This is a genomic window from Candidatus Hydrogenedentota bacterium, from assembly GCA_012730045.1.
Classification (GTDB): domain Bacteria; phylum Hydrogenedentota; class Hydrogenedentia; order Hydrogenedentales; family CAITNO01; genus JAAYBR01.
This window is the reverse complement of the sequence record JAAYBR010000111.1, coordinates 45,881-72,285: the sequence shown is the minus strand read 5'-3', so window position 1 is coordinate 72,285 and position 26,405 is coordinate 45,881. Positions and strand designations below refer to the sequence as shown.

The following is a 26,405-nucleotide window of genomic DNA, read 5'->3' as shown; positions in this document are numbered from 1 at the left end:
CCATGAGCATGGATCCGATCACCATCATGGAGCAGGGCGGCATCCTGATGTGGCCCATCCTTTTGTGCTCCCTCATCGCCCTGGCGATCATCCTGGAGAAGTTCGTCGCCCTGCGGCGCGCCGACATTGACACGCGCGAGTTCATGGACACGATGCGCCAGGTGCTCCGCCAGAACCGGACCCAGGAGGCCGCGGAGATCTGCGACGAGACCGACGCCCCCGTGGCCCGCATCCTGAAGGCGGGCATCCTCAAGCACGACCGGCCGAAGGAGGACATCCGGGAGGCCCTCGAGGACGCGGGCCGCTTCGAGATTCCCCGGCTGGAGCGCTACCTCTCCGGCCTGGCCACCTGCGCCACCATCGCCCCCATGCTCGGCCTGCTGGGCACGGTCCAGGGCATGATTCTGGCGTTCAACCAGATCCAGAACAAGCGCGGCCAGGTGAACCCCTCCGACCTCGCGGAGGGCATCGGAAACGCCCTCATCACCACCGCCGCCGGCCTTGCCGTCGCCATCCCCGTCGTCATCTTCTACAACTACTTCCAGTCGCGGGTCGAGGGCATGATCGTCGAGATGGAGGCCAGCTCCTCCGAACTCATTGACCTGCTCACCCGGAACCGCGGCGACCGGGAGATCTGACGCCATGATCATCAAGCGGAAACGCGAGAGGAAGGTCAGCGCCACCCTCGACATGACGCCCATGATTGACGTCACCTTCCAGCTCATCATCTTCTTCCTCCTCTCCTCCAGCTTCGTGGTCCAGACCTCCGTCCCCATTGAGCTGTCCAAGAGCGAGAGCGCCGCCCAGATGGAGAAGAAGAACCTCAGCATCACGCTCGGCGTGGGGGCCGGCGGGCCCGACGGCGGCGGCCCCGTCTTCGCGGACGACGCCGAGATCACCTCCTGGGTGGACCTCCGGCGCGTCCTGCTGGAGCTGAAGAACCGCAACCCCGACGCGCTGGTCCTCGTGCGCCCCGACAAGAGCGTCCCCACGGAGCGGCTGGTGTACGTGCTCGGCATGGCGAACAACCTCGGCATCACGCACTACGGCATCGCGGCGCAGCACACCGACCCGCCAGGGGAATGACATGGCCGCAGCGACGCCCCGCGCCGGAAGTTCCCCCGCGCCGGACGCATCCCGTCCGGACCCCGCGCGGCGGATGCGCCGCCGCTTTGCCGCCGCCTGCGCCGTGTCGCTGCTGGTCCACCTCTCCTTCGTGACCGTCTTCCGGGTCGTTGTGTATTTTCCCAGCCCAACGCCGACCTATTACCGGCTCGAAATCGTCTCCGAGGCCCCCGTGCCGCGCCCGCCCGCCGACCCCGTCCGCGAACTCTACGAGGGCGCCCCGGTGCCCGGACTGCGCCTGCGCGGGTCCGATTCCCCCCTCGACGGCCCCCCGGAAATCGAGCTGCCCGCCCTGAGCACCGGGGAGATGGAGCGCCTGCGGGTCCGCAGCGAGGCCGGCGACGCGGGCGACCTGCTGGAGCGCGTTTTCGCGGACCGCCGGCCCACGGACACCTGGGGCGTCTTCAGCCGCGAGCTGCAGGACTTCGGCCAGTCCCTCCGCAGGCTGGCCTTTCCGGGGGAGGCCCCGCCCGCCGCCGCCAGAACCATCGCCGCCCGCCACCGCCCCGCCGAGGGCTACGAGGGCTATGTTGTCTGGGACGGCGTCCCCGCCGACCGCGAACTCCTCTTCGCGCCCCCCGTCAAGGGGCTGTGGGATGTGCGCCTCACCCGCGACGCCCGGTGGCCCGTGGAGCTGGTCGTCACCGTGAGCCCCGAGGGCCGCGTGCTCAACGTCTGGAACGCTGACCTGGCCGGGGAGGCCCTGGGCGGGGCCGTCCGCGAGGCCGTCATGCAGTACCGTTTCGCCCCCCTGCCCGAAGCGCAGGCGGGCCTCGACCAGATGGGCGTGCTGTTCATCTCCCCGGCGGGGGGGCGGCCATGATCACCATCTCCCTCACCACCGCCGTCGTCCTCTACAGCATCCTCTTGCTTCTCGGGGCGGTGGCCGTGTGGGTGTGGACCGAGATAGGCACCCAGCGCGCCTACCGCGTCCTCGAAAAGCAGGACCTCTGGCGCTGCGCCTACTGCCGTTACCTCTACCTCGACACCGGCTCCGGCGAACACTCCGCCTGCCCCCGCTGCGGCAGCATTAACGTGGCCGAAGAGGCCCAGGACCGCCTCGTCCGCCGCAGCAAAGAGCGGCAGGCCGCCCTCCATCCCGACCCCGAGCCCCCCGAACAGGAACAGCCCCGCCGCAACCCCTCCCGCCGCAAGCGCCCCGGCGCCTCCGGCCGCGGCCCCCGCCGCAGGCACTGACCTTCACCGCCGGTCCTGTCCCTTCAGTCACCGCCCAGAGGGGCGAGTCATTCTTTGCCCCCTCCGGACGCGCCTCGGCAACCATTGTCGTACTTTTCCGGGTGGGCCAGCTTGTACAGTTCTTCGCGGGCTGTCTGGGCAACGATCAAATACGGTTCCATAAAGGGATGGTCGTCGTATTCCCCGACCGTGGGATCGTCAAGAAGGGACTCCAGCACCGGCACGGCCCGCTGTCCGGCGGACCTGGCGTAGGCGCGGATAGCGAGCAGGCGCACATAGCGGTCGGGGTCGTGCAGCACCACCTGTTTCAGCGCATCCGCCGCTTCCGGGTCGCAGGCATAGCCCGCCGCCATGCACAGCCATTTTTCCACCTCCGCGTCCCCGCGGACGCGGGACTCCTGAATGGCCTCGCGCAGTGGCGGCCAGGCCGTCTCGCCCATGCTTCGAAACGCCGAAAGATACCAAGCAAGGGCACTGGTTCGCGGGGAAAGATAGGTCATAGTGTTTTTCGGGTATTCCCCATCGTATCGCACGTCCGCCTTGAACCGGGTGAGGATTGGGGGAAAACGTTTTCCGGGGTCGTTCCTGCCACTCATGCCCAGCAAAACGACCGCCGACCTACAGTACACCCTTTCGGGGGTGTTGATTCGGTCCACCAGCAGGTTTATCGCCGCATCGGACAGAGGAAAGGAAAGCGGGCCAAACCGTGCCCGTCTGGATGCGAGTGTGTTGAGCGCTTTCTCCCGCCGCCCCCCATCGTTCAGAAAGATGTCCACCAGAATGTGGTCCAGCTCCTCGCCGGGAATCCGGCCGAGGGCGGACCAGTACAGGTGCAGTATCTGTCCGGTATATTCTTCTTTGATCCGTGCAAGAATCGCGGGAACCGCGTCCATGCCAAACGAGGCCAAGTGGTCTACCAGCGCCTGTTCCTTCAGGGGGGAGTAGTCCGTCCCGGGAGGCCGGTGGACGACCTGGGCACGGAGGGCGTCCATGGTCGCCTCCGTCGTGGCGGGGAGCGCTTCCGGAGGGGCCGGGGGGCTCTCCTCGGCACGGGCCTGCGCCAACACCAGCAGGGGTACCGCCGCACAGAGAAAGACCGCCGACAACCCTCGTGATTTCCCCGTCCAAGCGGCCATGTTCCGTTCCTCGGTGTTCCCCAAAACCGGGGCCATCTTCCTGCCTGTCAGGACCACCCTAACAGAGCGCTCTTTTGTTGTCAAGGGGTGCCACGGGGTGCGAGCGCCGGATGCGAAACAGGAGGCTCTTCCCCCGGGAGATGCGCCAGACCGCAGCCATTCCGACAAGAGGCCGCCGCGTCGGCCGCAGGGCGGCCTCCTGCTAATGAAGTAAGTCGGCGAGAACGCCCGCAATGTAGACGCGCCTTCCAGGCGCGTTCTTGGGTCATGCGTTAACCCAAAGAACGCGCCTGGAAGGCGCGTCTACGTTTCCGGCGCTCCCGCAGCCGTCAGTGTTCATTGGCGGTCTCCCCGTCCACGGTGGTCTGGGGCTCGCGATGACCGCAGAAATCACCGTCATTGCGAACGAGCGAAGCGAAGGAAGCGATCACGTTCTCGGAATGTCGCTGACGGATGCGACAACTTATCCGGCGATCAGGCGTCAGGCACCCGAGTTGCCCCGGGGGGGCTCCGCAGGGTATCCTATTCAAATCCCGGTTTCTTGGATTTTCAATAAATCCGCGCCCACGCATCAGAAGAAGGAATAGTGCCATGTCCGTCAAGCTTGTCTTTCAGGAACGTCCCAACATGGGGGCCGTTTACTGGCGTGTGTTCACGAAGCGGGGGAACAAACTGCGCGCGGGCGAGGCGCTTCCGGAGACCGTGGCGGACTGGAAAGGGTCGCCCGTGGAGGCTTCACGGCTGGCGACCTATTGTGCCGTGTGCGGGTTTTCCGCCGATGCCGGCGTGCCGGTGACCTATCCCTATATCATGGCCGCGCCGCTGCATTTCGCGATGCTGTCGGACCCCGGTTTTCCGCTGGCGCCGATGGGCGGCATCCATGCGCGGAACAGCATCCTTCAGCACCGGCAAATCCGGCCCGACGAGGCGCTGGACATCCATTGCTGGGTCGGCGAGGGCCGCGCGGTGAAGGCGGGGCTGGAGTTTGACGTGAACACCCGGATCGAGGCAGGCGGGTCGGTGGTGTGGGAGTGCGCCAGCGGCTACATCGTGCGCGGCCGCTTCGGTGAGCCGCAGGAGGGCGGCCCCAAACTCCGCTTCAGCGCCCTGGAATCGGCCAACTTCGAGGCCGGCTGGAAGGTGGCCGCCAGCACGGGCCGCCGCTATGCGAAGATCACGGGGGACTACAACCCCATCCACCTGCACTGGACCTTCGGGAAACTCTTCGGCTTCCCGCGCGACATCATCCACGGCATGTGGTCCCTGGCGAAATGCGCCTCCACGCTGCCCGCGCTGCCCGCGGACAAGCCGCAGCGGCTGGACGTGGCCTTCAAGGGGCCGGTCCTCATGGGAAGCTCGGTGTCCCTGAAAGCGGCCACGGACGGCGACAACCGCCTCTTCGAGGTCTATTGCGGGAAGAACCCCAAGCCGGTCATGCAGGGGCAGTACCGCACGGCGGAGACGGGGGAAACCCTTTAGGGGATAGGGTTTAGGGTATTGGGTCTGGGGGGCACTGCGTAGCACCGGCGTTCCGCCGGCCCTGTCCGGACTTGCGCCTAAAGAAAACGGGCGAGTTCCGGGCGGATGAGGTCGAAGAGTTGGACGCCGGTCTCGCGCAGAAGCAGGTCCAGCCGGACGATGGGCAGGCCCAGCACGTTTTGGAAGCAGCCCCCGTAGCGGGCCACCAGCAGGCTGCCCGGCCCGTCCACGGTGTAGGCACCCGCGCGGTCCACGGGATTCACCACCTCCACAAACCGGGCGATCTCGCCGTCCGACAGGTCGCGGAATGTCACATGGGTGGTTTCGCTGCCCTCGGCGGCGCGGCCCGCGGCGGTGTTCGCCACGGCCAGGCCGGTGACCACCTCATGCGTGCGCCCGGACAGCCGCCGGAGCATGTTCCGCGCCTCGCTGGGATCGGCGGGTTTCGAGAGCACCTCCCCGTCCAGGAAGACCAGCGTGTCCGCCGCCACCACCACCGCGCCGCCTTCCACGCCGGGCAGCACGGCGTCGCGCTTGGCGCGGGCGTTCGCCGTCACAACGGCCTCCGGGTCGTGTCCGTGGTCCACCTCGGGGGCGTGGCTGACGCGCACCTCGACGGGGATGCCGAGGGCGGCGAGCAGGGCTTTCCTGCGGGGGGACGCGCTGGCCAGCACCACCCGCATCAGCGGTCCTTTCCGGCGTCCGGGGAGGCCTTCTTCCCACCGATCTGCTTCGGGTTGCGTTTCGCCGGGGCGGCCTCGTCCGCCGTGTCGGCGGGGGGCGCGGGGGCTTCCACCGCCTTTGCGGCTTCCGGCTTCTCCGCCGGGGCGGGAGCGGCCTCCTCGGGCGCATCGGGCGTCCCGGCGGCCTCCGGAGCCTTCGCTTCTTCCGCCGTGGGCGGCGCGGGGGCCGGGGCGGCCGTCTGGATTTCGGGCGGCAGGAGAATCGCGTCCGGCATCCACTGGCCTCCGGGGCCCACCACCTCGCGCACCCGGTCATTCTCGACGATCTTCGTTTTTTCCTCGACGAAAATCTGGGTCTGCTTCGGTTCGGGCCGCACCGCCGTGTCGGGTTCGGCGACCTCGATCACCACCTGCGCCTCCTCGTCGTTCTGGATATGGATGCGGTGGGGCAGAAAATCCTTGTCGCGGAGGTACAGGTTCACCTCGACGAAATAGGCCTCGTCCCCCGAGTCGGCCTTCGGGCGGATGCGGATGCCGTGCTTTCCCTTCGGCTCCCCCTCGACGTCGAAGAGGGTGAGGTCGTAGGCCTCGCGGAGCCGGTTGATGTCGTTGGTGAAGCCCAGGAAAAAAATGTCGGCGCGGGGGTTGGCCTCGATGTCGAAGACCTGGAGCTGCCGGATTTCCGGGTCATACTCGTAGCCCTGCAGGTCGTCCACCAGGGTCACGCGCTCCGGATCCTCGGTGCGGAAGAGGATGCGGCGGGGCTTGACGAAAAGGATGGTGCCCTTCGCCTCCAGCGTTTCATCGGGCAGGATGGTCTTCTGGGTGAATGCGGCCTGAAGCGCGGCGATACCGTCGCGTTTCGCGGCGAATTCCCGGAAGAAGGCATCCACATCGTTTTCGGGGGCTGCAAGCAGGAAGGCGCAGGACAGGATGAGGGCCGTCATGACTGCTCGTCCTCCCCGCCAAAGTCAATGCTCGACCCGGCGCCCTCGCCGGGGGCGGCCTGGAAGGGGGGGGCGGCGGGCGGTTTCGGCGGCGCCGTCTCATGGTCCCCACCCAGGTCCATGAAATGGCTGCGGTTCTCCTCCTGTATCGCCGCCTCCAGCTTCGCCTCCGCCGGGGTGACACGCTTGAGCATGGCCTCGTGGGTCTTGAGGATCGCCTCCAGGTCCTGGCGGGTGCGGTCGCGCAGGTTCTTGAGCTGCAAAATCTCCTCGCGCAGCATGCCGGGGAGCTCGGCGGTCTGGGACTGGGCGCGCGCCTTGATGAGGCGGGCCTCCTCGATGAGGGCGTCCGCTTGGGCCTTGGCCGAGTTCACCAGCGTCTCGCTGTATTTCTGCGAGCTGATGAGGGCGGACCGCAGGGTGGCCTCCATCTCCTTGTACTGGACGAGCTGCTCCCGCTGGTCCTCCGTCTGCTGGCGCAGCCGCCGGTTCTCCGACAGGGCCTGCTCCAGGGCGTTGGCCGCCCGCTCCAGCAGCATCTCCACCTCGGCCTTGTCGTACCCCCCGAAGAGGGTGCCGCGGATTTCGGCGGACATCAGGTCGCTGGGCGACAGGGCCACCTCCTGCCCGAGAACCTCCGAGACCATCTTGTCGTGACGCATGTGCTGCTCCTCGCGCTCCGCCCCGGGGCGGGGCGCCGCTTTTCCCCTATCATAAATCATGCGGCGCGCCGGATGCGCCGCGGCGCGGGTCAGAGGTCCGCGGCGCAGCGGAACCCCAGGGTGTCAAAACGGTCCTCGGGCACGCGCCGGCTCAGGGAGGCGCAGGCGAAGTCGCCGGGTTTCCGGCAGAGCCGAGAGCCCCCGCGGACGATGCGGGTGGCGCCCCGGTCCGGGCGGGAGAAGTCCCCCGCGCGCCAGCGCTCCTCCAGGTCCATGTCATGCCAGTCGGCCGTCCATTCCCAGATGTTTCCCGCCATGTTGTACATGCCCCAGGGGCTGCACCCCTCCGGCCGGGTCCAGACGCCCCTGGGCGGGGAGCCGTCGGCGTTGTCGGCGTTCCAGCACTTCTCGGGGTCCCACCCGTTTCCCCAGGGAAAGGTTCTGCCGTCCACGCCGCGCGCCGCCGCCTCCCACTCCAGCGAGGTGGGCAGCCGCAGGCCGGCCCACTGGCAGTAGGCCTCCGCGTCCTGATAGCCCACGCAGGCCACGGGGCAGTCCGCCATTTCCGGGGGGAACTCGCCCCTGATCCAGATGGGCGAACTCCAGTCCCCCTGATCCGGGGGGCGGTGGCCCGTGGCGGCGATGAATTTCCGGTACTGGGCGTTGGTCACCGGGGTCAGGGCCAGGAAGAACGGGGGCACCTGGGCGCGCACGGGGTCCGGTCCCACCAGGCATTCCCCCCCCGCGAACAGCGCCAGCAGGGCGCCGTCCGCCGGGTTTTCGCGCAGGGCTGCCGCCACCGGGGGAAAAGGCTCCCTGATGACGCGCGACCCTGCAGGCGTGTCCGTCATGCCGTTCTCCTGTCGGGGCGCGGAGGTGCTCCGCGTCCCCTCCCGCATCTATTCCGGAGATCCGCCGGGGAGTTCCCGGGGCGTGTTTCCATCCCAGTCCGCCTGCCGGGCGTAGCGCCGGCGCGAGGCCTCCTTCTCCGCCTCCCGCAGCAGGATCAGCTCGGCCAGGGTGCGCGCCTGCTCCTCCAGGGTGCCGGCGGCCAGCGCCTCGCGGCAGGCCCGCTCCGGCACATCGAGCATGTACAGGGCGCTGAAGAGCTTCTGGGGCCGGTCCCGCAGCATGGCCAGCACCCGCCCCGCCATCACCTCCACCAGGAGCCGCCAGTTCGCCTCCTCATCGGCGGAGGAGGGTCCGGCGTGTTCCTCCGGGAAGGCGTTCCGCAGTTCCGCGAGGCGCAGGGGATCCTCCGGGGCGGCGCTTTCGGGGATGGGGGGACGGTCGTCCATGGGTCAGTCCGCCTCCTCCAGTTCGACGGTCTCGCCCGACTCCGCGCTGTCCGCCACGGCCTGCACGACCTGCATGTAACGGACGCCGTCGTCGAAATCGGGGTGGTATTCCGCGCCCTCGCGCACGGCGCGGACGAAGTCCTCCTCCACGCGCCACTGGCGGACGTTGTAGGCCTCGTCCGGCCTTATTTCGACCGGGGCGGTCTTGCCGTCGGGGCCGGTCAGGCTGAGGAGGTCGCGGTCTATGTCATAGAAGAGGGCGGCCTTCTCGCCGATCACCTCCAGGCTTTCCCGGGGGAACGGCGCCACGCCGCTGATGAGGTACTGCGCGAGGATGCCGTCGCCCAGGACGGCGTTCACCGAGACCTGGTCGGGGATGCGGACCTCCACAAACTCGCCGGTGAGGTCGCGGCGCTCCGGCGTGTGGATGGCGGCCTGGGCCGACACCGAGCGCGTGGGGCCGAACCAGCGGTGGAGCACCTCGGCGTGCATGCCGAGGGTCTGCATGTTGAGCCCCGACAGGCGGTGGTCCTTCCGCCAGCTCATGGGGGCCTCGGGGTCCGTCCACGCGCCGTTCAGGCTCATCACCCGCACCGAGCGCACCGCGCCCAGGGCGTCCTCCGCCAGCAGCCGCGCCACGGCGCGGTCCACGCTGAGGCCGAAGGGCACCGGGCACAGCATGGCGACCCGGCCCACGCGGCGCGCGGCGTCCCGCATATCCAAGGCCTCGGCGAGGTTCATGGCCATGCGCGCCTGGCAGAAGACATGCTTCCCCGCCGCCAGCGCGGCGACGGAGATGTCCCGGTGCAGGTAGGGCCACGTGCCGATGAGCACGGCGTCCACATCGTCCCGCGCCACGACCTCCTCCCACGAGTCCAGCACAAGGGGGATGCCGAATTCGCGGGCCGCCGCCTCGGCCGAGGCCCGGCTCCGGTTGGCGACAGCGGTGAACGCGATGTCCGGCTGCCGCAGCAGCCCCGGCACATGCCGCTGGCGGCAGATGCCGCCGAGGCCGATGAATCCAATCCGCAAGGGGGCCATGACCGATGAACTCCCCGCGCCGTCCGGCGCGTGTGGTGACGTCCGAAAACCACCCCAAACACGGTACTTAAGCGGCGGGCCGGGTTGCAACGTTTTCCGGGCCCCGGAGGGTTCTCACACGGAGGCACGGAGGCGCGGAGAGGAAGGCAGAAAGCCGGAAGAGAGGGAGAAAGCAAGAAGAGAGAAAGGCGGAATCAGGGGAGGAAAGGGCAAAAAGAAAATGATGGGGCGCGGAAACAGAATGCAGGACAATATGGGAAGGAGGACGACTTGGGAATTCCTTTCTTCCGTCTTCCTCTCCGCGTCTCCGTGCCTCCGTGTGAGAACATCTTCCTGTGGAATTTGCGTCCGCACCGGGATTCGAGAAAAAAAAGCTCCCGGCATGGGGCGAGAAGGAGGAAGAATCCATGACGGAGAATGAGATCGGGACGGTTGTGGTGGATTGCGCGGTCCACCTGCACCGGGACACGGGGCCGGGCCTGCTGGAGACGGTGTATGAGGTGGTGCTGGCCCATGACCTGGAACAGCGGGGTTGCGTGTGCGGCGGCAGGTCCCCATCCCCATTGTCGTCCGCGGGATTCAGTTTGAGGAGGGATTCCGCGCGGACCTGATCGTCGAGGACAAAGTCCTTGTCGAACTCAAATCCGTGGAACGGGCGTTGCCCGCGCACAGCAAACAGGTGCTGACCTATCTCCGGCTCACCGGACTGAAGCTCGGCTACCTGCTCAACTTCGGGGAATCCCTCATGAAAGACGGCATCACCCGCATCGTCACCGGAAATCTGAACGATAGCGACTGACAACCCCGCCCCATGCCTTCTTCCTTCATTCTTCCTGTCTCCGGAGGGTTCTCACACGGAGGCACGGAGCCGCAAAGGAGACCGCAAACGACGGTTGGGGAAACCGGAGCCAAAGGCCGGCAGGGCTTCTCTTTTCCGTTCCCCTCTGTTCTTCCGTCTTCCTCTCCGCGGCTCCGTGTCTCCGTGTGAGACCCTCTTCCGGCGTTGTTCCGGGGGCGGGAATCGTGTAGGATTTGCGGTGTGCGGCGCTTCTTTGCCGCCCTTGGAGTGCGCGATGGCTGTTGAGGAACAGAATGGGACGGACGCCCCCGTGTCCGCGCCGGAGCCGGATGTCTACCAGCGGGCCTACCCGTGGTTTGCCGGGCTGTCGCTGGCGGCGGCGGTGGTGTTCTGCGGGGCGGTGTATGTTCTGGGCGCCCACGGGCAGCGCTTTGCCGAGGGCATGAGCGCGCGGCTGGGGGATGTGGAGGCGGCGCGGGCGAAGTCGCTGTCCGACGGCGGGCTGACGGAGGCGGCCATTGAGGGCTACCAGCGCGCGCTGGGCATGCAGTTTGAGAGCGCGGACCAGCGCAAATGGGCGCAGCGCCAGCTCGGCGAGCTGCTGCTGCGGGAAAACCGCCCGGGCGAGGCGGCGGAGCCGCTGCTGGTGTGTGTCGCGGAGAACTCCGACTACCTGCCCGCCTACCGGCTGCTGTGCCGGGCGCTGGAGGGGGATTTCCGGCCGGAGGAGCTGGCGAAGGCCGCCACGGCCTGGGAGCGGGCCGCGCGGGAACAGGACAACGCGGGCGACGGCGCGGAGGCCTGCCTGGTCGCGGGGCAGGCCCATGAGGCGGCGGGCCGCGCCGATGAGGCGCTGGAGGCCTACCGCCGGGGCCATGCCCTGTCCGCGTCGGGCGGCAACGCCTATGCGGCGGCGCGGCTCCTCCAGCGGCGGGGCGGCGCGGCGGAGGCCTTGCGGATGCTCGACGAGTGTGTCGCGAAGGGCCGGGGGGACTATCTGGAGCCGGCGCGCGCCCTGCGCGACGAGATTGCCGCGGCGGGGGAACAGCATGCGGACGCTCCTCCTGCGGGCTGAGCCCCCCCTCCGCGCCGTGTGCGCGGGGGCGGTGGTCCTGTTTCTCGCGGCGTGGCCGTGGGAGATTTTCCAGCGCCTGCCTTTCGGCGGGACCGTCGCGTCGGCGGCGGGGCTCGTGTTGATCGCGGCGTCGGCCCCCCTGGCGCTGCTGCACGGCGACGACACGCTTTCCCTGCTGGGCGCGGCGGCGCGCCGTTTCGCGGGGCCGGTCCTCCTGATCGCCCTCGCCTGCGGGCAGTCGTACTTCCACTCCGCCGACCCGGCGGCGTCCCGCGCGCTGTTGGTCCAGTACGCCCTGTACCTCGCGCTGTTCCTGACCGCGCTGCCCTGTCTCCGCGCGCCGGACGACGCGGCGTTCGGGTGGCGGGTGCTCGCGGTGTCGGCGGCGCTGGTGGGGGCGGCGGGCGTCGCGTGCGCGGCGGGCCTTCTGGCCCCGGCCCTCGCGGGCACGCAGACCTATTTCGGGCAGCGCATCGCCGGGGATCTGCGCGGCGGCGCCTTTGTGCGCATGGCCGTCACCACCCCGGACTTCAACCAGGGCATCCTGCCCCTGCTCGCCGCGTTGCCCGCGGCGGCCCTGCTGTTTTGCGGACGGCGCGGCGGCCTGGCGGCGGCTCTTCTGGTGCTTGTCTCCCTCGCGGGCGTGCTTATCTCCTTCTCCCGGAGCGGCCTGGTCGCCGTGGCCGCACTGGCCGGGGCGGCGTTGCTCGCCGCGATCCGCGGACGCTCCGGCCCCGCCGCGCGGCGGACGCTGCTGGCGGCGGCAGCGGCGGCCCTCGTGGGACTCGGGCTGCTCTTCCTGACGGACTATCCGCAGACGCTGGCCGCGCGCGCAATGCGCATGTTCTCCCCAGACGACCCCTCGTTCTCGTCGCGCATGTACGTGTTCCGGCTCGCGTTCGGGCTGCTGCCGGAGTATTGGCTGACAGGCTGCGGACTGGGCGCCGCGCCCGCCGTCATCGGCGCGGCCGCCGACCGCCATGTCTGGATGGGCACGGCCATCCACAGCATGCCGCTGCTGCTTCTTTTCGAGACCGGGGTGCTGGGGCTGGCGGGGTATCTGTGGTTCTGGGGTGCCCTTGTGTCCGGCATCCGCGGCGGTTTGCTCCGGTCCGGCGACCGCGCCCGCGTTCGGCTGGGGGGAGTTGCCCTTGCATCGTCCGGCGTGCTCTTCTGGATGCTCGCCATCCAGCCCTTCCAGGCCCTGTCGCTGTTCCCCCTGCTCGCCGCGCTCCTCGCCGCGCCCGCCCTGAAAGTCGGTCCTGAGCGGCTCGCGGCTCTTGGTCCCCCCTTCAGGGGGGGGATTCGCGGGAGCGAACCGGGGGATGTTCCGGATTCCGGGGCGCTGGCGGACACCAAGAACATCCCCCGTCCGCGAAGACGCGGCCACCCCCCTCGAGGGGGGACCAAGAGGGCGCGCGCGCTTCGGTTCACCCCCGTTGTGGCGGTGTTGCTCCTCGCGCTGGGCGGGCTCGTGTGCGTGAACCAGCTCACCTTCCAGCGGCTCACGCGCACCACGGAGACCTTCGCCGAGCGCATGGAGGCCGGGCTGGCGGCGGAGGCCCGCGGCGACTGGACCGGCGCGCACGACGCCTATGCCGCCGCACAGCAGGTCGCGGAGGCGGGGGACGGGCTGTCGCGGTCGTCCTATTACGCCGAGGCGGCGCTGGCCGCAGACCTGGACTTTCTTCTGGAGCGCATGGTCGGCGGCGGCGGGATGGCCGTCACGCCCGAGGCGGCCGCCCGCTTCGGCGTCGCCCGCATGTTCCTCGCGGAGGGGAAGACGGCGGAGGCCGCGTCCCGGCTCCGCGCCCTGGCCGAGGGTGCCGCCGCGCCATGGCCCGAAATCTGGTTCGCCCTCGGCGAGGCCGAGTGGGCCGACGGGCGGCAGGCCGCCGCCGTAGCGGCCTGGGCGCGCGCCGTCCAATGCGCCCCCGGCGCGCCCCCGCGCCACGTCCTGTCGCCCAATCCCCCGTTCACCAAACGGCTTGAAGACCTTACCCGCGAATACGACCAACTCGCCGCCGCCAACGCCCCCGAAATCCGCGCCATGCGCGTCCAGCTCCTTCTGAGGCTGGGCCGCGCGGAAGAGGCGCGCGAGCTGCTCAACGAAGAGGGGCCCGGCGCATCCGCCGAAATGCAGGCCTGGCGGGAGCGGATGGTGTCGGTGCTTCGGTAGTCCGCGGGGAGGATGGCAGACCCGAACGAAGAGGGCGCGGCAAGCGGCGCCCCTACGGGCGCATGCCATGAGTCCCACGATGACACCGCCCAATCCGCCCTTGCGGGGAGTGGTGCTTGCGTTAAGAGGGCGCGGCAAGCGGCGCCCCTACATGCGCGGACCCCGGGCCCACGATCGTAGGGGCGCCGCTTGCCGCGCCCTCTTCGCGCGTGCGGGAGAGCCGACCAGTCCCGGCCGTAGGGGCGCCGCTTGCTGCGCCCTCTTCCTTCTCGCGTGACGCCCTCCGCCCCTGTATAATCACCGGGTGTCAACATGCCAGGTGTCCCGCAATGCCCTATGACCCAAAGATTCACCATCGGCGGTCCATACGACTGGGGGAGTACGACTACAGCACCCCCGGGGCCTATTTCCTTACTGTTTGCACAACGTCCGGCGCGCCCGATCTGGGGCGGATTATGGACGGCTGCATGCGCCTGAACGCCGCAGGCGGGCTCGTGAGGGACGCACTGGACGGGCTGTCCCGGCGTTCTCCGGGAATGGTGCTGGACGTGTCAGTGGTCATGCCAAATCATGTGCACGCGGTGTTTCTGCTCACCCGCGCCGAGGGGGACTCTGACGCCTCCTCGGGCTGCGACACGAAAAAAGCACCAACGCTTGCGCAGGTGGTGCGCGCCTTCAAGTCCGAGTCGGCTGTCCGGCTGAACCGCATGCTCGAGCGAACGGGCAGCTTCTGGCAGCGCAACTACTATGAGCATGTCATTCGAAATGAAAAAGAGCTTGACGTGGTGCGCCGATACGTTCTCGAGAATCCCGCGCGCTGGGAGTGCGACCGGCAGAATCCCGAATACGCCGCGCCGGACATGTTGAGGGAATATTCCCCAGGCAAACCGCCGGAAATGCCCTGGGAGGTGTGAACGGGGAGAAGAGGGCGCGGCAAGCAGCGCCCCTACAGCGCGGACCCCGGGCCCACGATCGTGGGGGCCCGGCAAGCAGCGCCCCTACATGCGCGGACTCCGGGCCCACGATCGTGGGGGCCCGGCAAGCAGCGCCCCTACATGCGCGGACTCCGGGCCCACGATCGTGGGGGCGCGGCAAGCAGCGCCCCTACATACGCGGACCCCAGGCCCACGATCATGCGCGGACCCCGGGCCCACGATCGTAGGGGCACCGCTTGCCGCGCCCTCTTCAAGTGACAAAAAATGTCACTGATGACGCGGATTGGTCCTTTTTGAAGGTATGAAATTCCCTTATGGTCTTTTTTTTGACCGCTTCCGGGCCAAAAACCGGTCCGTCCGTCCGCTTGTTGCGTTGGCACGGGCCTTGCATGACTCTTTGGCGTAAGTTGGTAAGAAACGGCGGTAAGTGCCGTCGTGAAAAAGTTGGGTCACCAAACTGGAGGATGACAGAATGAAGAACAAAGGTTTCACGTTGATTGAGTTGATGATCGTTGTGGCGATTATCGCGATTATCGCGGCCATCGCGATCCCGAACCTGCTGCGGTCCCGCCTGCAGTCGAATGAGTCGGCCACCATCGGCAATCTGAAGACCATCGTCGGCGCCCAGACGGCCTACTCGTCCGCGAACGGCCAGTACGCGAATCTGTTCACCGACCTAACCACCCCTACTACGGGGCCGAGCTTCTTGGACGGTGACTGGGCCGGCGTGAAGGCTGGGTACAGGATGGCAATGTTGGGAGTTGCCGCAACCGACGGCACCTTCCAAGACTTTACGGTTGCGGCCACCCCGGACAGCATCGGCGTCACCGGTCAGCGCGGCTTTTTCGTGGACGCCAGCGGCGTGATCCGTTTCACGACCGACGGTAGCGCGCCTAACGCCGGCACCGAGGACATCCTCGGCCAGGTCGCTGACTAAGGCGCTCTGACAGACCGATTCTTTCCCGGCGGCGGGTTCCACCCGCCGCCGGGTTCTTTTTGTTGCCGGGGGGCGCTGGCGGAGGAGGGGGTGGGCTGACCGGGCTTGTCCGACCGGTCTGACTTGTCGGACTTGTCGGACTTGTCCGACCGCTCCGACGTGTCCGGCTTTCCTGGTCTGAGGACGTGTTTTGCGGCCACCGGGCGGTTTTTCCCGTGGCGGCGGTCAGATCCGGCCGATCCGACGGATCCGACGGATCGGTCCGATGCCTTCTTGTTTGCGCCGGGGGGGGGCGTTTTTCGGGGTTTTGTCCCCGGGTTCTTGTGGGACGCGCCTGCGGCGATCCAGGGGTACACAATGACGCCTTCCCGGCGGCCGATGCGGGACGGCGCAAAGTTTGCCTTCTTGCACGCCAAAGCCCCATAATACGCGGGAATTTCCCCCCATGCCCGCCGGGGGCGCGGTGTGTGGTCCTGCACCGTCCCCGCCCCCCGGACATCCGGGCGCCCCCGCACCCCGAAAGAGACCCCATGACCCCCATAGACAAGATCAGGAATGTGGCGATCATCGCGCACATTGACCACGGCAAGACCACGCTCATTGACAGCATTTTCCGCGCCGCCCACGTGTTCCGCGACAACGCCCGCGTGGTCGAGCGCGTCATGGACAACAACGAGATCGAGCGCGAGCGCGGCATCACGATCCGCGCGAAGCACTGCACCGTCGAGTGGCAGGGGCACCTGATCAACATCATTGACACACCGGGCCACGCCGATTTCTCGGGCGAGGTCGAGCGCGTGCTGTCCATGGTGGACTCCGTGCTGCTGCTGGTGGACGCCAACGAGGGGCCCATGCCCCAGACCCGCTATGTGCTTATGCGCGCCCTGCGGTCCGGCCTGCGGCCCATTGTCATCATCAACAAGGTGGACCGCCCCCTCGCCGACCCCCACAGCGCGCTGAACAAGACCTTCGACCTGTTCTTCGCCCTCGGCGCCACGGACGAGCAGTGCGACTTCGCCACCCTCTACGGGTCCGGGCTGGACGGCTGGCTCTCGCGCACCCCCGACGGCGGCCCCGAGTGCGGCATGGATGCCCTGTTCGAGACGATCGTGAAATATGTGCCCGCGCCCAAGGGCGACCCGGACGCCCCCTTCCTCATGCAGGTGAGCACCCTGGGCTGGCGCGACCACCTCGGCCGCACGGCCACCGGGCGCATTCTCCAGGGCCGCCTCACGCGCGGCATGGAGCTGACGCGCTGGGTCACCCGCCGGCTGGACCCCGGCTGGGCCGCCACCGACATACCCGGTGAGATGGAATGGGAGGTCGCCGAGACCACCGCCGAGCGCGCGGTGCATGTGTGGGTGACGCGCGGGCTGGAGTCGGTCTCCAAGCATGACGTGTCGGCCGGCGACATCGTCACCATCTCCGGACCCAAGGAGCTGAACATCGGCGACACCCTCGCCGCGCCGGAGCTGGAGAACCCCGCCCTGCCGCCCCTCGACATCGAGGAGCCCACGGTCTCCATGATGTTCCTCATCAACAACGGCCCCTTCGCCGGGCGCGAGGGCCGCGCCGTCACCCTGCGCCAGATCAAGCTGCGCCTCACCCGCGAGCTGCGCGTCAACGTGGCCCTGCGCGTCGAGGAGGTGGGCCGCATGGACGCCGTCAAGGTGTCCGGCCGCGGCGAGCTGCACCTGGCCATCCTCATCGAGGAGATGCGCCGCGAGGGCATGGAGTTCTGCGTGTCCGCCCCCGAGATCATCACCCACACGGACGCCCAGGGCCGCCTGCACGAGCCGCTGGAGGAGCTGATCATAGACGTGCCCACGGAGCACCAGGGCGTCGTCATCGAGAAGGTTTCCCAGCGCAAGGGCGAGCTGGCGGCCATGCACACCGGCGAGACCGGCATGACCCGTCTCGAGTTCCGCATCCCCACCCGCGGGCTCATCGGCTACCGCAGCGAGTTCCTCACGGACACCCGCGGCCTCGGCATCATGGCCTCCCGCTTCGCCTGCTACGCCCCTTGGACCGGCGAGATTTCCGGACGCAACCGGGGCTCCATGATCAGCCTCGACATCGGCGACGCCACCGGGTACAGCCTGGAAAACCTCCAGCAGCGCGGCACCCTCTTCGTCACCCCCCTGTCCCCCGTGTACGAGGGCATGATCATCGGCGAAAACTCCCGCCCCGGCGACCTCATCTGCAACCCCACCAAGCGCAAGGCCCTCACCAACCACCGGGCCTCCAACAAGGACCAGACCGTCAGCCTCGATGTGCCCAGGATCCTCACCCTCGACGCCGCCATCGAGTGGGTCGCCAACGACGAGCTGGTCGAGGTCACCCCCGCCGCCATCCGCGTGCGGAAAACCATCCTGTCCCACGAGCTCCGCAAAAAGTCGGGAAAGATCGCCGCCGCCGCCGAGTAACCCGCAGGGCGGAAAGGCTTCAGGCTACAGGCTTCAGGCTACAGGCTACTCCCCCCTGGGATCGCCAGGCTCTAGCCTGGCACCGCGCGCCCAAGCGCGCGTCCTCATTTTCTTCCTCCAGACTCCAGACTCCGGACTCCTCCCCCCCTGGGATCGCCAGGCTCTAGCCTGGCACCGCGCGCCCAAGCGCGCGTCCGTTCTCTTCCTCCCCCAGACTCCTCTTTGACACCACCGATGTCCTCCGCTATCATTCCCCCATGCTCATAACAGCAACAGCCATCGGCCCCGGCGCGCGCGGAGACCACGGCAACAGCCCGTACGATCCGGGCCCCCCTTCGAGGGGGGCGGTTCGCGGGAGCGAACCGGGGGATGTTCCGGAGTCCGGGATGCTGGCGGGCCCTAAGAACATCCCCCGTCCGCGAAGACGCGGACACCCCCCTCAAGGGGGGACCCGGATGGCGGGCGCCCATCATGCCCTTGATAACGGCAGGGCATTCACCCCCCCCGGAGAGCAAACCTCATGAGGATTGAAACACGGCACCGCATCGCCGCCGCCCTGTGCGTTCTGGCTCTGGCATCCATCTTTTCGCCGGCGGCCACGGCGGCGGACGCCACGGCGTCTGACTGGGTGGCCCCCTTTGCCGACCGCATTCACGACGCGTGGCGCGATGGCAAGCCGATGCCCCAGTTGAGCGCGGCGCAACCGGAGGCTTCCCTGGCGGAGGCGTATCTGGTGCAGAAGCACTTTGTGGCGCGCAGGATGACGCCCGGCGGCATTGGCGGGTTCAAGGCGGCGGGCGTGGCGAGCGCGGCGTCCGGCCACCCGCTGGTCGCCGTGATGCCCGCTTCGGGCCTGCTGCATGCGAAGGACCGGATCGTCATTGATCTGGCCGGTGACCCGCGCCGCCATGTGGAGAACGAGATCGGGTACGTCTTTCACCGGCCCATAACGGAACCGCCCGCGGATGTGGACGCGCTGCGGCGGTGTGTCAAGGCCGTTGTGGCGGTGCTTGAGGTTCCCGGCGGCGCGGTGGAGGAGGCGCATCCCTCCACCACAAACGACATTGTCGCCTGGAACATCAACGCCAAGGAGATGATCCTCGGCGAGGAGCGGGATCCCGCCGCCGTGGACCCCGACACCGTCACGATCACCTGCACCCGCGACGGCGGGACGGTCAACACGGCGCGGGGCGACCTGGCCGCCGGCGGACAGTGGAACACGCTGCTGAAGACCGTGAACCATGTCCTGCAGCAGGGGTATACCATTCAGCCCGGCCAGGTCATCACCAACGGCGCCCTGGGCAAGATAACGCCCGCCGCGCCGGGGCGGTACCGCGCGGACTACGGGCCGCTCGGCGTCATCGAGTTCGAGGTGAGGTAGCGCCGGTAAAGAACGTTGGCGGGAACGAGATTGCCGCGCTTCGCTCGCAATGACTGCCCGGGCGAAGGTCTCGTGGTGACCTCCTCGACTTGATCGCGCTCCACTCCGCAACGCGTCATTGCGAACGAGCGCCAGCGAGGGAAGCAATCTCTTGTAGGCAGGGCCACGGCGGGAACGAGATGGCTTCGCTTCGCTCGCCATGACGCGTTCCCCGCCGATGCACCACCAGACCGCCCCCCATCCCGTCATTGCGAACGAAGTGAAGCAATCTCGTTCCCGCATCGGCTCCGCTCCAAGCCTGCCTTACCCGCCGATCCGTGTCCGCGCCGCGCGTTTCCAACGGGTGCCCGAAATCCGGTAAAATGCCCGCATGGGAAGTACATCTTTTGACGGCAGGCGGGCTTTCGCGCGGACCGGCATCCTTGCGGCGGTGGCCGCGCTTTTCTTTTCCTTTTCCGGCGCATCGGCGGAGGAGGTCGTCTTCGCCACGCGGCCCCTCTACAAGGACGGGCACTGGTACGCGAACATCAGCTACTTCGCGCGGGACTCGGAAGAGAAGACCTATGAAAAGGGCGGCGGCCTGTATGTGGTGGACACGGACACGGGCCGGGTGCGGACGCTGGTGGAGGATGACGAGGGAACGGTCCGCGACCCCGCCGTCCACTATGACGGGAAGACCATCCTGTTCTCCTGGCGGCGCGGGGACTCGGAAACCTTCCACCTGTTCACCATCCAGGCGGACGGGTCCGGCCTGGCGCAGCTCACGGACGGCGAATACGACGACTTCGAGCCCGCGTGGCTGTCCGACGGCGGCATCGTGTTCGTCTCCACCCGGTGCAAACGCTGGGTGAACTGCTGGCTGACGCAGGTGGCGGTGGTCCACCGCTGCGACGCGGACGGCGGGAACATCGCGCCCCTCTCGGCGAACATCGAGCACGACAACACGCCGTGGCCCCTGCCGGACGGGCGCATCCTCTACACCCGCTGGGAGTATGTGGACCGGAGCCAGGTGGACTACCACCACCTCTGGACCATGAACCCCGACGGCACGGGGCAGATGACCCATTTCGGCAACATGCACCCCTCCGGCCTCTACATTGACGCGAAGCCCGTGCCGGGGTCGGCGGAGGAGATACTCTTCATCAACTCGCCCGGCCACGGCGCGCGCGAGCATGCCGGACACGTCGCGCTGGTGGATGTGAAGGGCGGCGCGGACGACCTGTCATCCATCCGCAACCTCACGAAAAGGACGGAATACCGCGATCCCTACCCGCTGGACCATGACCGGTTTCTGGCGGCGAGAGGACGGCGGCTGGTGCTGCTCAACCGCGACGGCCGCGAGGAGACGCTGTTCGAGCTGAAACGCGACCGGAGGAGGCTGGAACTGCACGAGCCCCGGCCCCTGCGCGCGCGGGACCGCGAGCCCGTCATTCCGAAGCGCACCGACTGGACCCGCGCCACGGGCCGGCTCATCCTCTCCGACGTCCGCGCCGGGCGCAACATGGACGGCGTCGCCCCGGGCGAAATCACCCGCCTGCTCGTCGTTGAGTCGCTGCCCAAGCCCATCAACTACACCGGCGGCATGGACCCCCTCACCTACGGCGGCTCCTTCACCCTGGAGCGCGTGCTGGGCTCGGTCCCCGTGGAGCCGGACGGCTCGGCGAACTTCGAGGTGCCCGCCAACCGCTCGCTGTTCCTCATCGCCCTCGACAAGGACGAGAACTCCGTGAAGCGGATGCAGAGCTTCCTCAGCGTCATGCCGGGGGAGACCCTGAGCTGCGTCGGGTGCCACGAGCCCCGCAGCACCGCCGCGCTCAACACCGGGCGGCCCAAGCTGGCCGCGCTGGCGCGTCCCGCCAGCACCGTCACGCCCGTGCCCGGCATCCCGGAGGTCATTGACTTCCCGCGCGACATCCAGCCCGTCCTCGACCGGCACTGCCTGCCCTGCCACGACTACACCGCCCACCCGCGCGCGGACCGCGGCCCCCGCGCGGGCGGCGTCATCCTCAGCGGCGACCGGGGCCCCATGTTCTCGCACAGCTACGCGGCGCTCTTCGCGCATTTGCAGGTCGCCGACGGCCGCGACCTCGCCAAGAGCAACCTCGCCCCCCGAAGCATCGGCGCCGCGGCCAGCCCGCTCATGGACAAGCTGGGCGGCGGGCACTACGGCGTGGAGCCGTCCCCGGAGGAGGTGCGGCTGGTCCGCTACTGGATCGAGACCGGCGCGTCCTATCCCGGCACCTACGCCGCCCTCGGCGGCGGGTCCATCGGCGGCTACTACGCCAACGAGGTGGTGGAGAACGACGCCGAATGGCCCGAGGCGCGCGCCGTTGCGGAGGTGGTGGACCGCCGCTGCGCCGCCTGCCATGAGGGACTGAAAAGCCTCCCGCGCGGCCTCTCCGACGAGAACGGCCTCTCCTTCTGGCGCCTGGACGACTGGGAAGACCCCCGCGTGATGCGCACCCGCCACCTGATGTACAACCTCAGCCGCCCCGAACTGTCCATGATGCTCCTCGCCCCGCTGTCCCCCGACGCGGGCGGCTACGGGTGCTGCAAGAATGCCGACGGCACGCCCGTCATCGCCGGCAAAGACGACGCCGACTGGCGGACGATCCTGGCGCTCAGCGAGGCGGGAAAGCGCCGCCTCGACGAGATCAAGCGCTTCGACATGCCCGGCTTCGTCCCGCCCGCCCCCTACACCCGCGAGATGAAACGCTACGGCATCCTGCCCCCCGACACCGACCCCACCCAGCCCTACGACTTCCGCGCCGCCGACCTTGCCTACTGGAACTCGTTCGTGTTCTCCCCCGCGGGGAAGTGACGCCTGCTGACCGGCGGACGGGACGGGTTGGCACCGGAGCCTTTGCGTCCTCGCGACCGCGGGACTGCGGCGCGCAGGAGCAGGCACAGGGAAAACCCCGGGGCGGCCGCCGGAAGAACCAGTGCCACTTCGACCTGGCGGACGAGGCGTTGCACATGGCCGGCGTGGACCTCACGCGCATTGAGGGCATGGACGCACTGACCGCGTTCACCATCATCACCGAGCAGGGGGTGGACATGAGTCCCTTCCCGAGAGAGAGGCCTTCGCCTCCCACCTGGGCCTGTGTCCGGACAACCAGATCACCGGCGGGCGCGTCCGCAAGAAATCCACGCGGCGGGTCGCCTCCCGCGCGGCCCGCGCGCTGCGCGTGGCCGCCCAGAGCCTTGCCCGCGGCAAAACCGCCCCCGGCGCCTTCTACCGGCGCATAAAGGGACGGTGCTGCGCGGTAAAGGCCATCGTCGCCACCGCGCACAAGCTCGCCAAGATCATCTACCGCATGCTCAAGCACGGAGAGCAGCATGTCGCCCGCGGACAGGAGGAATACGAACGGCAGTACCAGGAGCGGCTGCTCAAAAACCTCGCAAGACAAGCCAGCAGAATGGGTCGCCAGCTCGTTGTGGAAAACTCCGGAGAAGTACTTTCTTGGCAGGGGGAAACGACGTCATCGCGAGCGAATCGAAGCGATCCCGTTCCCGAAAATGCTGCGTCCCGCGCCCGTCCCATCCGGTGTGATCGGCGATGGCTCTGCCAGGTGACAACGCACGGACGGGCTGGTATACTGGCGGGGCTGTTGCGAAGGGACTTAGAGGGGGGGACACGACCAAGGATAAGAACGCATGAAGAACGCCAGCCGGGTGCCGGAGCGCAAGGATGTCCCCAAGGGGGACACGTGGAATCTGGGGCCGATGTACCGGAGCGACGCGGCCTGGGAACGCGACCGGAAGGCGCTGGAGGGGGCGGTGGCGCCGTTTGCCGCGTTCCAGGGGAAGCTGGGCCGCTCGGCGAAGATGCTGCGCACGTGTCTTGACGCCGAGTACGCCTTCCGCCGCCGCCTGGACAAGCTCGTGGTCTACTCGAATCTGCGGCACATGGAGGATGTGGCGTGCCCCAAGGCGCAGGGCATGAGCCTGCGCGCCAGCTTTCTGGCCACGCGCGCCCAGGAGGCCCTGAGCTTCATCGTGCCGGAGTTCAACACCATTCCCGCCGCCACCGTGCGCGCCTGGCTCCAGGGGCCGGAGCTGGCCCCCTACGCCTTCGTGATCCGGGAACTTCTCCGCATCCGCCCGCATGTGCTCTCGCCGAAGGAGGAGCTGCTGCTGGCCATGCAGGGCGAGACGGCCGAGACGGCGTCCCGCGTGTTCGGCCAGCTCACGGACGCGGACCTGCGCTTCGGCTCCGTGAAGGACGCCTCGGGCAAGGAAACCGAGCTGACCCACGCGTCCATGGGCCTCTTCCGCGAGCACCCGAAACGGAGCGCGCGCCGGGAAGCCTTCGAGAAATACCACCAGGTGTACGAGGCCCATGGAAACACGCTGGCCGCCGCCATGTCCGGGTCCGTGGCCCAGGACGTGTACCAGGCGCGCGTGCGGCGCTTCGGGTCCACCATCGAGGCGCGGCTCTTCGACGACAAGGTGCCCGTGTCCGTGTTCAACACGCTGGTCTCCACAGTGCGGGCCGCGCTGCCCACGCTGCACCGGTGCCTGGAGGTGCGCCGCCGCGCCCTGCGCCTGAAGGATTACCACATTTACGACAACTATGTGCCCCTGGCCCCCGCACCGGGCAAGGGCCAGTCCTATGACGAGGCCGTTGGAACCGTCTGCGACGCCGTCACGCCCCTCGGCGACGAATATGTGCGCCTGCTGCGGGCGGGCCTGACCGCAGACCGCTGGGTGGACCGGTACGAGAACCGGAACAAGCACAGCGGCGCGTTTTCCTGGGGCTGCTATGACAGCCCGCCGTACATCCTGATGAACTACCGGGACGACGTGCCGGACAGCGTGTTCACCCTGGCCCACGAGGCGGGGCACTCGATGCACTCGCTCTTGAGCCGGAGGGCCCAGCCCTACCATTACAGCGCGTACAGCATCCTGGTGGCCGAGGTGGCCTCCACGGTGAACGAGCAGCTCTTGGCCGCCCGCCTGATGGAGAAGGCGCGGACGAAGCGCGAGCGGCTGCTCCTGGTCGCCAAGGAGATTGACGAGATCCGGTTCACCGTCTTCCGCCAGACCATGTTCGCCGAGTTCGAGCGCCTGATCCACGCCGAGGCCGAGGCGGGCAACCCTCTCACGCTGGCGCGGTTCCGCGAGCTGTACCGGGGCCTGCTGGAGGCCTACTTCGGCCCGGACACGGTGATAGACCCCTGGATGGAGCTGGAAGGCCTCCGAATCCCCCATTTCTACGGCGCCTTCTACGTCTACAAGTACGCCACGGGGCTGTCGTCGGCCATCGCGCTCGCGCGCGGCCTGCTCGGCGCCGGCGAGCGGGAACGCCGCCGCTATCTGCGCTTCCTGTCCCTGGGCGGGTCCAAATACCCCCTGGACCAGCTGAAGGAGGCGGGGGTGGACCTCACCACCCCGCAGCCCGTGGCCGCCGCCATGGCGCGGTTCAAGGAACTTGTTGAAGAATTGGACGCGTTGGTGTAAAGTAAGAGTGACGTGGCCTTCTGCGGGGGGTCTGCAGGGGGCTGAGCGGCCGGGGTGCTTAGGGGTGCCCGCTTCAGGAGAAAGGATACCGGGTCATGTTTGCGCGCAGTAGGAATGGGGGTTTGGTCTGTCTTGCCGTGTTGGTTGCCGGGTTTGCGGGGATGTCCCGCGCGGAGGGGCTGGACCGGCTGACCGTCCCGGTGGGGGGCGCGTCCCAGCGCGCCAGCAGCAGCAACGAGGATCCGCTCAAGAACGGGGACGCGAAGTCCATCGCCTGCGGGGAGACGCTGGTGCTGCTGGAGGCGGAGGGGCCGGGCGAGGTGACGCACATCTGGAACACCATCATCGCGGAGGACTTTTTCCCCGGGCGGTTGGTGGTGCTGCGGGTGTACTACGACGGGATGGACAAGCCCAGTGTGGAGGCGCCGCTCGGGGACTTCTTCGGCGTGGGCCACGGCGCGAACAAGGATTTCACCTCCCTGCCCGTGTCGGTGTCCAGCACGGGCCGGTCGCGCTCCTGCTACTGGCGGATGCCCTTCCGCACCTCCATCAAGATCACCGTGACCAACGACTCGCCTACCACGGAGGTGGACTCCTTCTATTACTATGTGGACTGGCGCAAGCTGGACGCCCTGCCGGAGGAGACCCTGTATTTCCACGCGCGGTACCGCCAGGAATTCCCGGTGGCGGCGGACAAGCCCTATGTGGTGCTGGACACCAGGGGCCGGGGGCAGTATGTGGGCACCGTCCTTTCGGCGCACCAGATGGAGACGGGGTGGTTCGGCGAGGGCGACGACTTCTTCTACATTGACGGCGAGGAGACGCCCCGCCTGCGCGGCACGGGCACGGAGGATTACTTCAACGATGCCTGGGGCTTCCGGGAGTTCTGCGCGCCCTACTACGGGGTGTCCCTCTACGAGGGGGTGCTCGCCGGGGACCGGGTCACGGCGTACCGCTGGCACATCGAGGACCCTGTGACTTTCAGCGAGTCGCTGCGCTTCGAGATGGAGCACAAGGGGAGCGTCTTCGACGACCAGGCCCCGGTCACGTCCATGGAGCTCGGCAGCTTTCTCGACCGCGGCGACTGGTACAGTTCCGTGGCGTTCTGGTACCAGCAGCCCGCCGTGGGCTTCGCCGAGCCCCTTCCCCCGGTTGACCAGCGCATCCCCCCCTACAAGATCATCAAGGCGACGGAGATGGTCTTCACCGCGGACCCGCCCCTGCTCATCCTGCCGCAGGGCCCCCTGGTGCTCTACGCGCCCGGGCAGGAGGAGGCCTCCATCGAGTTTCAGTTCAACGTCGCCGAGGACGGCCGCTACCGTCTGGACGGCGTTTTCATGTTCAGTCTCATGGGCGGGGTGTACCAGCCGGTGCTGGACGGCAAGGAAGTGGGCGATCCCCTCGACCTGGTCATTCCCAACGCGGACTACCGGTGGGTCAACCTGGACATTCACGACCTGAAGGCGGGGCAGCACACCCTCCGTTTCGAGGGGCGCCCCCTGGGCAAGGCCCTCCGCGCGCTGGCGCCCACCTATCACGCCTTCGGGATCGGGGGGGTGAGCCTGCTGCGGCTGGATGACATGGACGGGTACCAGCGGACGCTGCGACAGAAGCGGGAGGAGAAGAAGAACTGAGGGCCGGC

General features: G+C 68.2%; 21 protein-coding genes and 1 pseudogene. 15 read left to right on the top strand and 7 right to left on the bottom strand.

Features of this window, described 5'->3' with window-relative positions:
- The first annotated feature begins 2 nt into the window (after window positions 1-2).
- Genes GXY15_12750 through GXY15_12735 form a run of 4 tightly spaced genes read left to right on the top strand, consistent with a single transcriptional unit; the run spans window position 3 to window position 2,322 of the window.
- Window positions 3-638 (top strand): MotA/TolQ/ExbB proton channel family protein, encoded by a 636-nt coding sequence (locus GXY15_12750; GenBank protein NLV42078.1) that lies wholly within the window; start codon window positions 3-5, stop codon window positions 636-638.
- 4 nt (window positions 639-642) lie between these two features.
- Window positions 643-1,086, top strand: coding sequence for a biopolymer transporter ExbD (locus tag GXY15_12745; protein ID NLV42077.1), 444 nt, complete (start codon window positions 643-645; stop codon window positions 1,084-1,086).
- 1 nt (window position 1,087) lies between these two features.
- On the top strand, window positions 1,088-1,948 hold the full coding sequence (locus GXY15_12740; protein ID NLV42076.1) for a hypothetical protein: 861 nt from the start codon (window positions 1,088-1,090) through the stop codon (window positions 1,946-1,948).
- Window positions 1,945-2,322, top strand: coding sequence for a hypothetical protein (locus tag GXY15_12735; GenBank protein NLV42075.1), 378 nt, complete (start codon window positions 1,945-1,947; stop codon window positions 2,320-2,322). The genes GXY15_12740 and GXY15_12735 overlap by 4 nt, the downstream gene beginning before the upstream one ends.
- Before the next feature lie 47 nt (window positions 2,323-2,369).
- On the opposite strand, the gene GXY15_12730 is transcribed toward GXY15_12735, so the two are convergent.
- The gene (locus GXY15_12730) at window positions 2,370-3,314 is read right to left on the bottom strand and encodes a HEAT repeat domain-containing protein (protein NLV42074.1); all 945 of its coding nucleotides are present in this window, start codon (window positions 3,312-3,314) and stop codon (window positions 2,370-2,372) included.
- A gap of 735 nt (window positions 3,315-4,049) precedes the next feature.
- Here GXY15_12730 and GXY15_12725 point away from each other — a divergent pair.
- Entirely contained in the window at window positions 4,050-4,937 is an 888-nt protein-coding gene (locus tag GXY15_12725; GenBank protein NLV42073.1) for a hypothetical protein, read from the top strand.
- Between the two features lie 77 nt (window positions 4,938-5,014).
- On the opposite strand, the gene maf is transcribed toward GXY15_12725, so the two are convergent.
- From maf to GXY15_12695, 6 genes are all read right to left on the bottom strand, one after another.
- The gene (gene maf / locus GXY15_12720) at window positions 5,015-5,620 is read right to left on the bottom strand and encodes a septum formation protein Maf (GenBank protein ID NLV42072.1); all 606 of its coding nucleotides are present in this window, start codon (window positions 5,618-5,620) and stop codon (window positions 5,015-5,017) included.
- A complete protein-coding gene (locus GXY15_12715; GenBank protein NLV42071.1) occupies window positions 5,620-6,567 on the bottom strand; it encodes an outer membrane lipoprotein carrier protein LolA in 948 nt (315 codons plus the stop codon). The genes maf and GXY15_12715 overlap by 1 nt, the downstream gene beginning before the upstream one ends.
- Window positions 6,564-7,229 (bottom strand): hypothetical protein, encoded by a 666-nt coding sequence (locus tag GXY15_12710; GenBank protein NLV42070.1) that lies wholly within the window; start codon window positions 7,227-7,229, stop codon window positions 6,564-6,566. Before GXY15_12710 ends, GXY15_12715 begins: the two co-directional genes overlap by 4 nt.
- An 89-nt stretch (window positions 7,230-7,318) precedes the next feature.
- Window positions 7,319-8,080, bottom strand: coding sequence for a formylglycine-generating enzyme family protein (locus GXY15_12705; protein NLV42069.1), 762 nt, complete (start codon window positions 8,078-8,080; stop codon window positions 7,319-7,321).
- A 48-nt stretch (window positions 8,081-8,128) separates the two neighbouring features.
- The gene (locus GXY15_12700) at window positions 8,129-8,527 is read right to left on the bottom strand and encodes a hypothetical protein (GenBank protein NLV42068.1); all 399 of its coding nucleotides are present in this window, start codon (window positions 8,525-8,527) and stop codon (window positions 8,129-8,131) included.
- 3 nt (window positions 8,528-8,530) lie between these two features.
- Complete coding sequence (locus tag GXY15_12695; GenBank protein NLV42067.1) at window positions 8,531-9,568, bottom strand: Gfo/Idh/MocA family oxidoreductase; 1,038 nt, start codon at window positions 9,566-9,568, stop codon at window positions 8,531-8,533.
- Between the two features lie 407 nt (window positions 9,569-9,975).
- Between GXY15_12695 and GXY15_12690 the strand changes: the two are divergent.
- The 10 genes and pseudogenes from GXY15_12690 (at window position 9,976) to GXY15_12645 (ending at window position 26,397) form a co-directional block, all read left to right on the top strand.
- Window positions 9,976-10,367: pseudogene (locus GXY15_12690) on the top strand (GxxExxY protein).
- Window positions 10,368-10,641: 274 nt separating this feature from the next.
- Window positions 10,642-11,442, top strand: a complete 801-nt coding sequence (locus GXY15_12685) for a hypothetical protein (protein ID NLV42066.1) — start codon at window positions 10,642-10,644, stop codon at window positions 11,440-11,442.
- A complete protein-coding gene (locus GXY15_12680; protein ID NLV42065.1) occupies window positions 11,417-13,621 on the top strand; it encodes an O-antigen ligase family protein in 2,205 nt (734 codons plus the stop codon). The genes GXY15_12685 and GXY15_12680 overlap by 26 nt, the downstream gene beginning before the upstream one ends.
- A 329-nt stretch (window positions 13,622-13,950) precedes the next feature.
- Window positions 13,951-14,535 (top strand): transposase, encoded by a 585-nt coding sequence (locus GXY15_12675; protein NLV42064.1) that lies wholly within the window; start codon window positions 13,951-13,953, stop codon window positions 14,533-14,535.
- Between the two features lie 493 nt (window positions 14,536-15,028).
- The gene (locus tag GXY15_12670) at window positions 15,029-15,493 is read left to right on the top strand and encodes a prepilin-type N-terminal cleavage/methylation domain-containing protein (GenBank protein ID NLV42063.1); all 465 of its coding nucleotides are present in this window, start codon (window positions 15,029-15,031) and stop codon (window positions 15,491-15,493) included.
- Window positions 15,494-16,023: 530 nt separating this feature from the next.
- Window positions 16,024-17,919, top strand: coding sequence for a translational GTPase TypA (gene typA, locus GXY15_12665; GenBank protein NLV42062.1), 1,896 nt, complete (start codon window positions 16,024-16,026; stop codon window positions 17,917-17,919).
- Between the two features lie 520 nt (window positions 17,920-18,439).
- Window positions 18,440-19,300 carry a hypothetical protein gene (locus GXY15_12660; protein ID NLV42061.1) on the top strand — a complete coding sequence of 287 codons (861 nt, stop codon included), beginning with the start codon at window positions 18,440-18,442 and terminating at the stop codon, window positions 19,298-19,300.
- A gap of 370 nt (window positions 19,301-19,670) precedes the next feature.
- Window positions 19,671-22,121: a hypothetical protein gene (locus tag GXY15_12655; protein ID NLV42060.1), complete on the top strand. Its 2,451-nt coding sequence runs from the start codon at window positions 19,671-19,673 to the stop codon at window positions 22,119-22,121.
- A gap of 836 nt (window positions 22,122-22,957) precedes the next feature.
- A complete protein-coding gene (gene pepF, locus GXY15_12650) occupies window positions 22,958-24,763 on the top strand; it encodes an oligoendopeptidase F (protein NLV42059.1) in 1,806 nt (601 codons plus the stop codon).
- Between the two features lie 122 nt (window positions 24,764-24,885).
- A complete protein-coding gene (locus GXY15_12645) occupies window positions 24,886-26,397 on the top strand; it encodes a DUF2961 domain-containing protein (protein NLV42058.1) in 1,512 nt (503 codons plus the stop codon).
- Window positions 26,398-26,405: the final 8 nt, after the last annotated feature.

What these genes read in the sequence shown, in the direction of transcription:
- GXY15_12750 (NLV42078.1), top strand. Translation starts at nt 3, where the DNA reads ATGAGCATGGATCCGATCACCATCATGGAGCAGGGCGGCATCCTGATG.
- GXY15_12745 (NLV42077.1), top strand. Translation starts at nt 643, where the DNA reads ATGATCATCAAGCGGAAACGCGAGAGGAAGGTCAGCGCCACCCTCGAC.
- GXY15_12740 (NLV42076.1), top strand. Translation starts at nt 1,088, where the DNA reads ATGGCCGCAGCGACGCCCCGCGCCGGAAGTTCCCCCGCGCCGGACGCA.
- GXY15_12735 (NLV42075.1), top strand. Translation starts at nt 1,945, where the DNA reads ATGATCACCATCTCCCTCACCACCGCCGTCGTCCTCTACAGCATCCTC.
- GXY15_12730 (NLV42074.1), bottom strand. Translation starts at nt 3,314, where the DNA reads ATGGACGCCCTCCGTGCCCAGGTCGTCCACCGGCCTCCCGGGACGGAC.
- GXY15_12725 (NLV42073.1), top strand. Translation starts at nt 4,050, where the DNA reads ATGTCCGTCAAGCTTGTCTTTCAGGAACGTCCCAACATGGGGGCCGTT.
- maf (NLV42072.1), bottom strand. Translation starts at nt 5,620, where the DNA reads ATGCGGGTGGTGCTGGCCAGCGCGTCCCCCCGCAGGAAAGCCCTGCTC.
- GXY15_12715 (NLV42071.1), bottom strand. Translation starts at nt 6,567, where the DNA reads ATGACGGCCCTCATCCTGTCCTGCGCCTTCCTGCTTGCAGCCCCCGAA.
- GXY15_12710 (NLV42070.1), bottom strand. Translation starts at nt 7,229, where the DNA reads ATGCGTCACGACAAGATGGTCTCGGAGGTTCTCGGGCAGGAGGTGGCC.
- GXY15_12705 (NLV42069.1), bottom strand. Translation starts at nt 8,080, where the DNA reads ATGACGGACACGCCTGCAGGGTCGCGCGTCATCAGGGAGCCTTTTCCC.
- GXY15_12700 (NLV42068.1), bottom strand. Translation starts at nt 8,527, where the DNA reads ATGGACGACCGTCCCCCCATCCCCGAAAGCGCCGCCCCGGAGGATCCC.
- GXY15_12695 (NLV42067.1), bottom strand. Translation starts at nt 9,568, where the DNA reads ATGGCCCCCTTGCGGATTGGATTCATCGGCCTCGGCGGCATCTGCCGC.
- GXY15_12685 (NLV42066.1), top strand. Translation starts at nt 10,642, where the DNA reads ATGGCTGTTGAGGAACAGAATGGGACGGACGCCCCCGTGTCCGCGCCG.
- GXY15_12680 (NLV42065.1), top strand. Translation starts at nt 11,417, where the DNA reads ATGCGGACGCTCCTCCTGCGGGCTGAGCCCCCCCTCCGCGCCGTGTGC.
- GXY15_12675 (NLV42064.1), top strand. Translation starts at nt 13,951, where the DNA reads ATGCCCTATGACCCAAAGATTCACCATCGGCGGTCCATACGACTGGGG.
- GXY15_12670 (NLV42063.1), top strand. Translation starts at nt 15,029, where the DNA reads ATGAAGAACAAAGGTTTCACGTTGATTGAGTTGATGATCGTTGTGGCG.
- typA (NLV42062.1), top strand. Translation starts at nt 16,024, where the DNA reads ATGACCCCCATAGACAAGATCAGGAATGTGGCGATCATCGCGCACATT.
- GXY15_12660 (NLV42061.1), top strand. Translation starts at nt 18,440, where the DNA reads ATGAGGATTGAAACACGGCACCGCATCGCCGCCGCCCTGTGCGTTCTG.
- GXY15_12655 (NLV42060.1), top strand. Translation starts at nt 19,671, where the DNA reads ATGGGAAGTACATCTTTTGACGGCAGGCGGGCTTTCGCGCGGACCGGC.
- pepF (NLV42059.1), top strand. Translation starts at nt 22,958, where the DNA reads ATGAAGAACGCCAGCCGGGTGCCGGAGCGCAAGGATGTCCCCAAGGGG.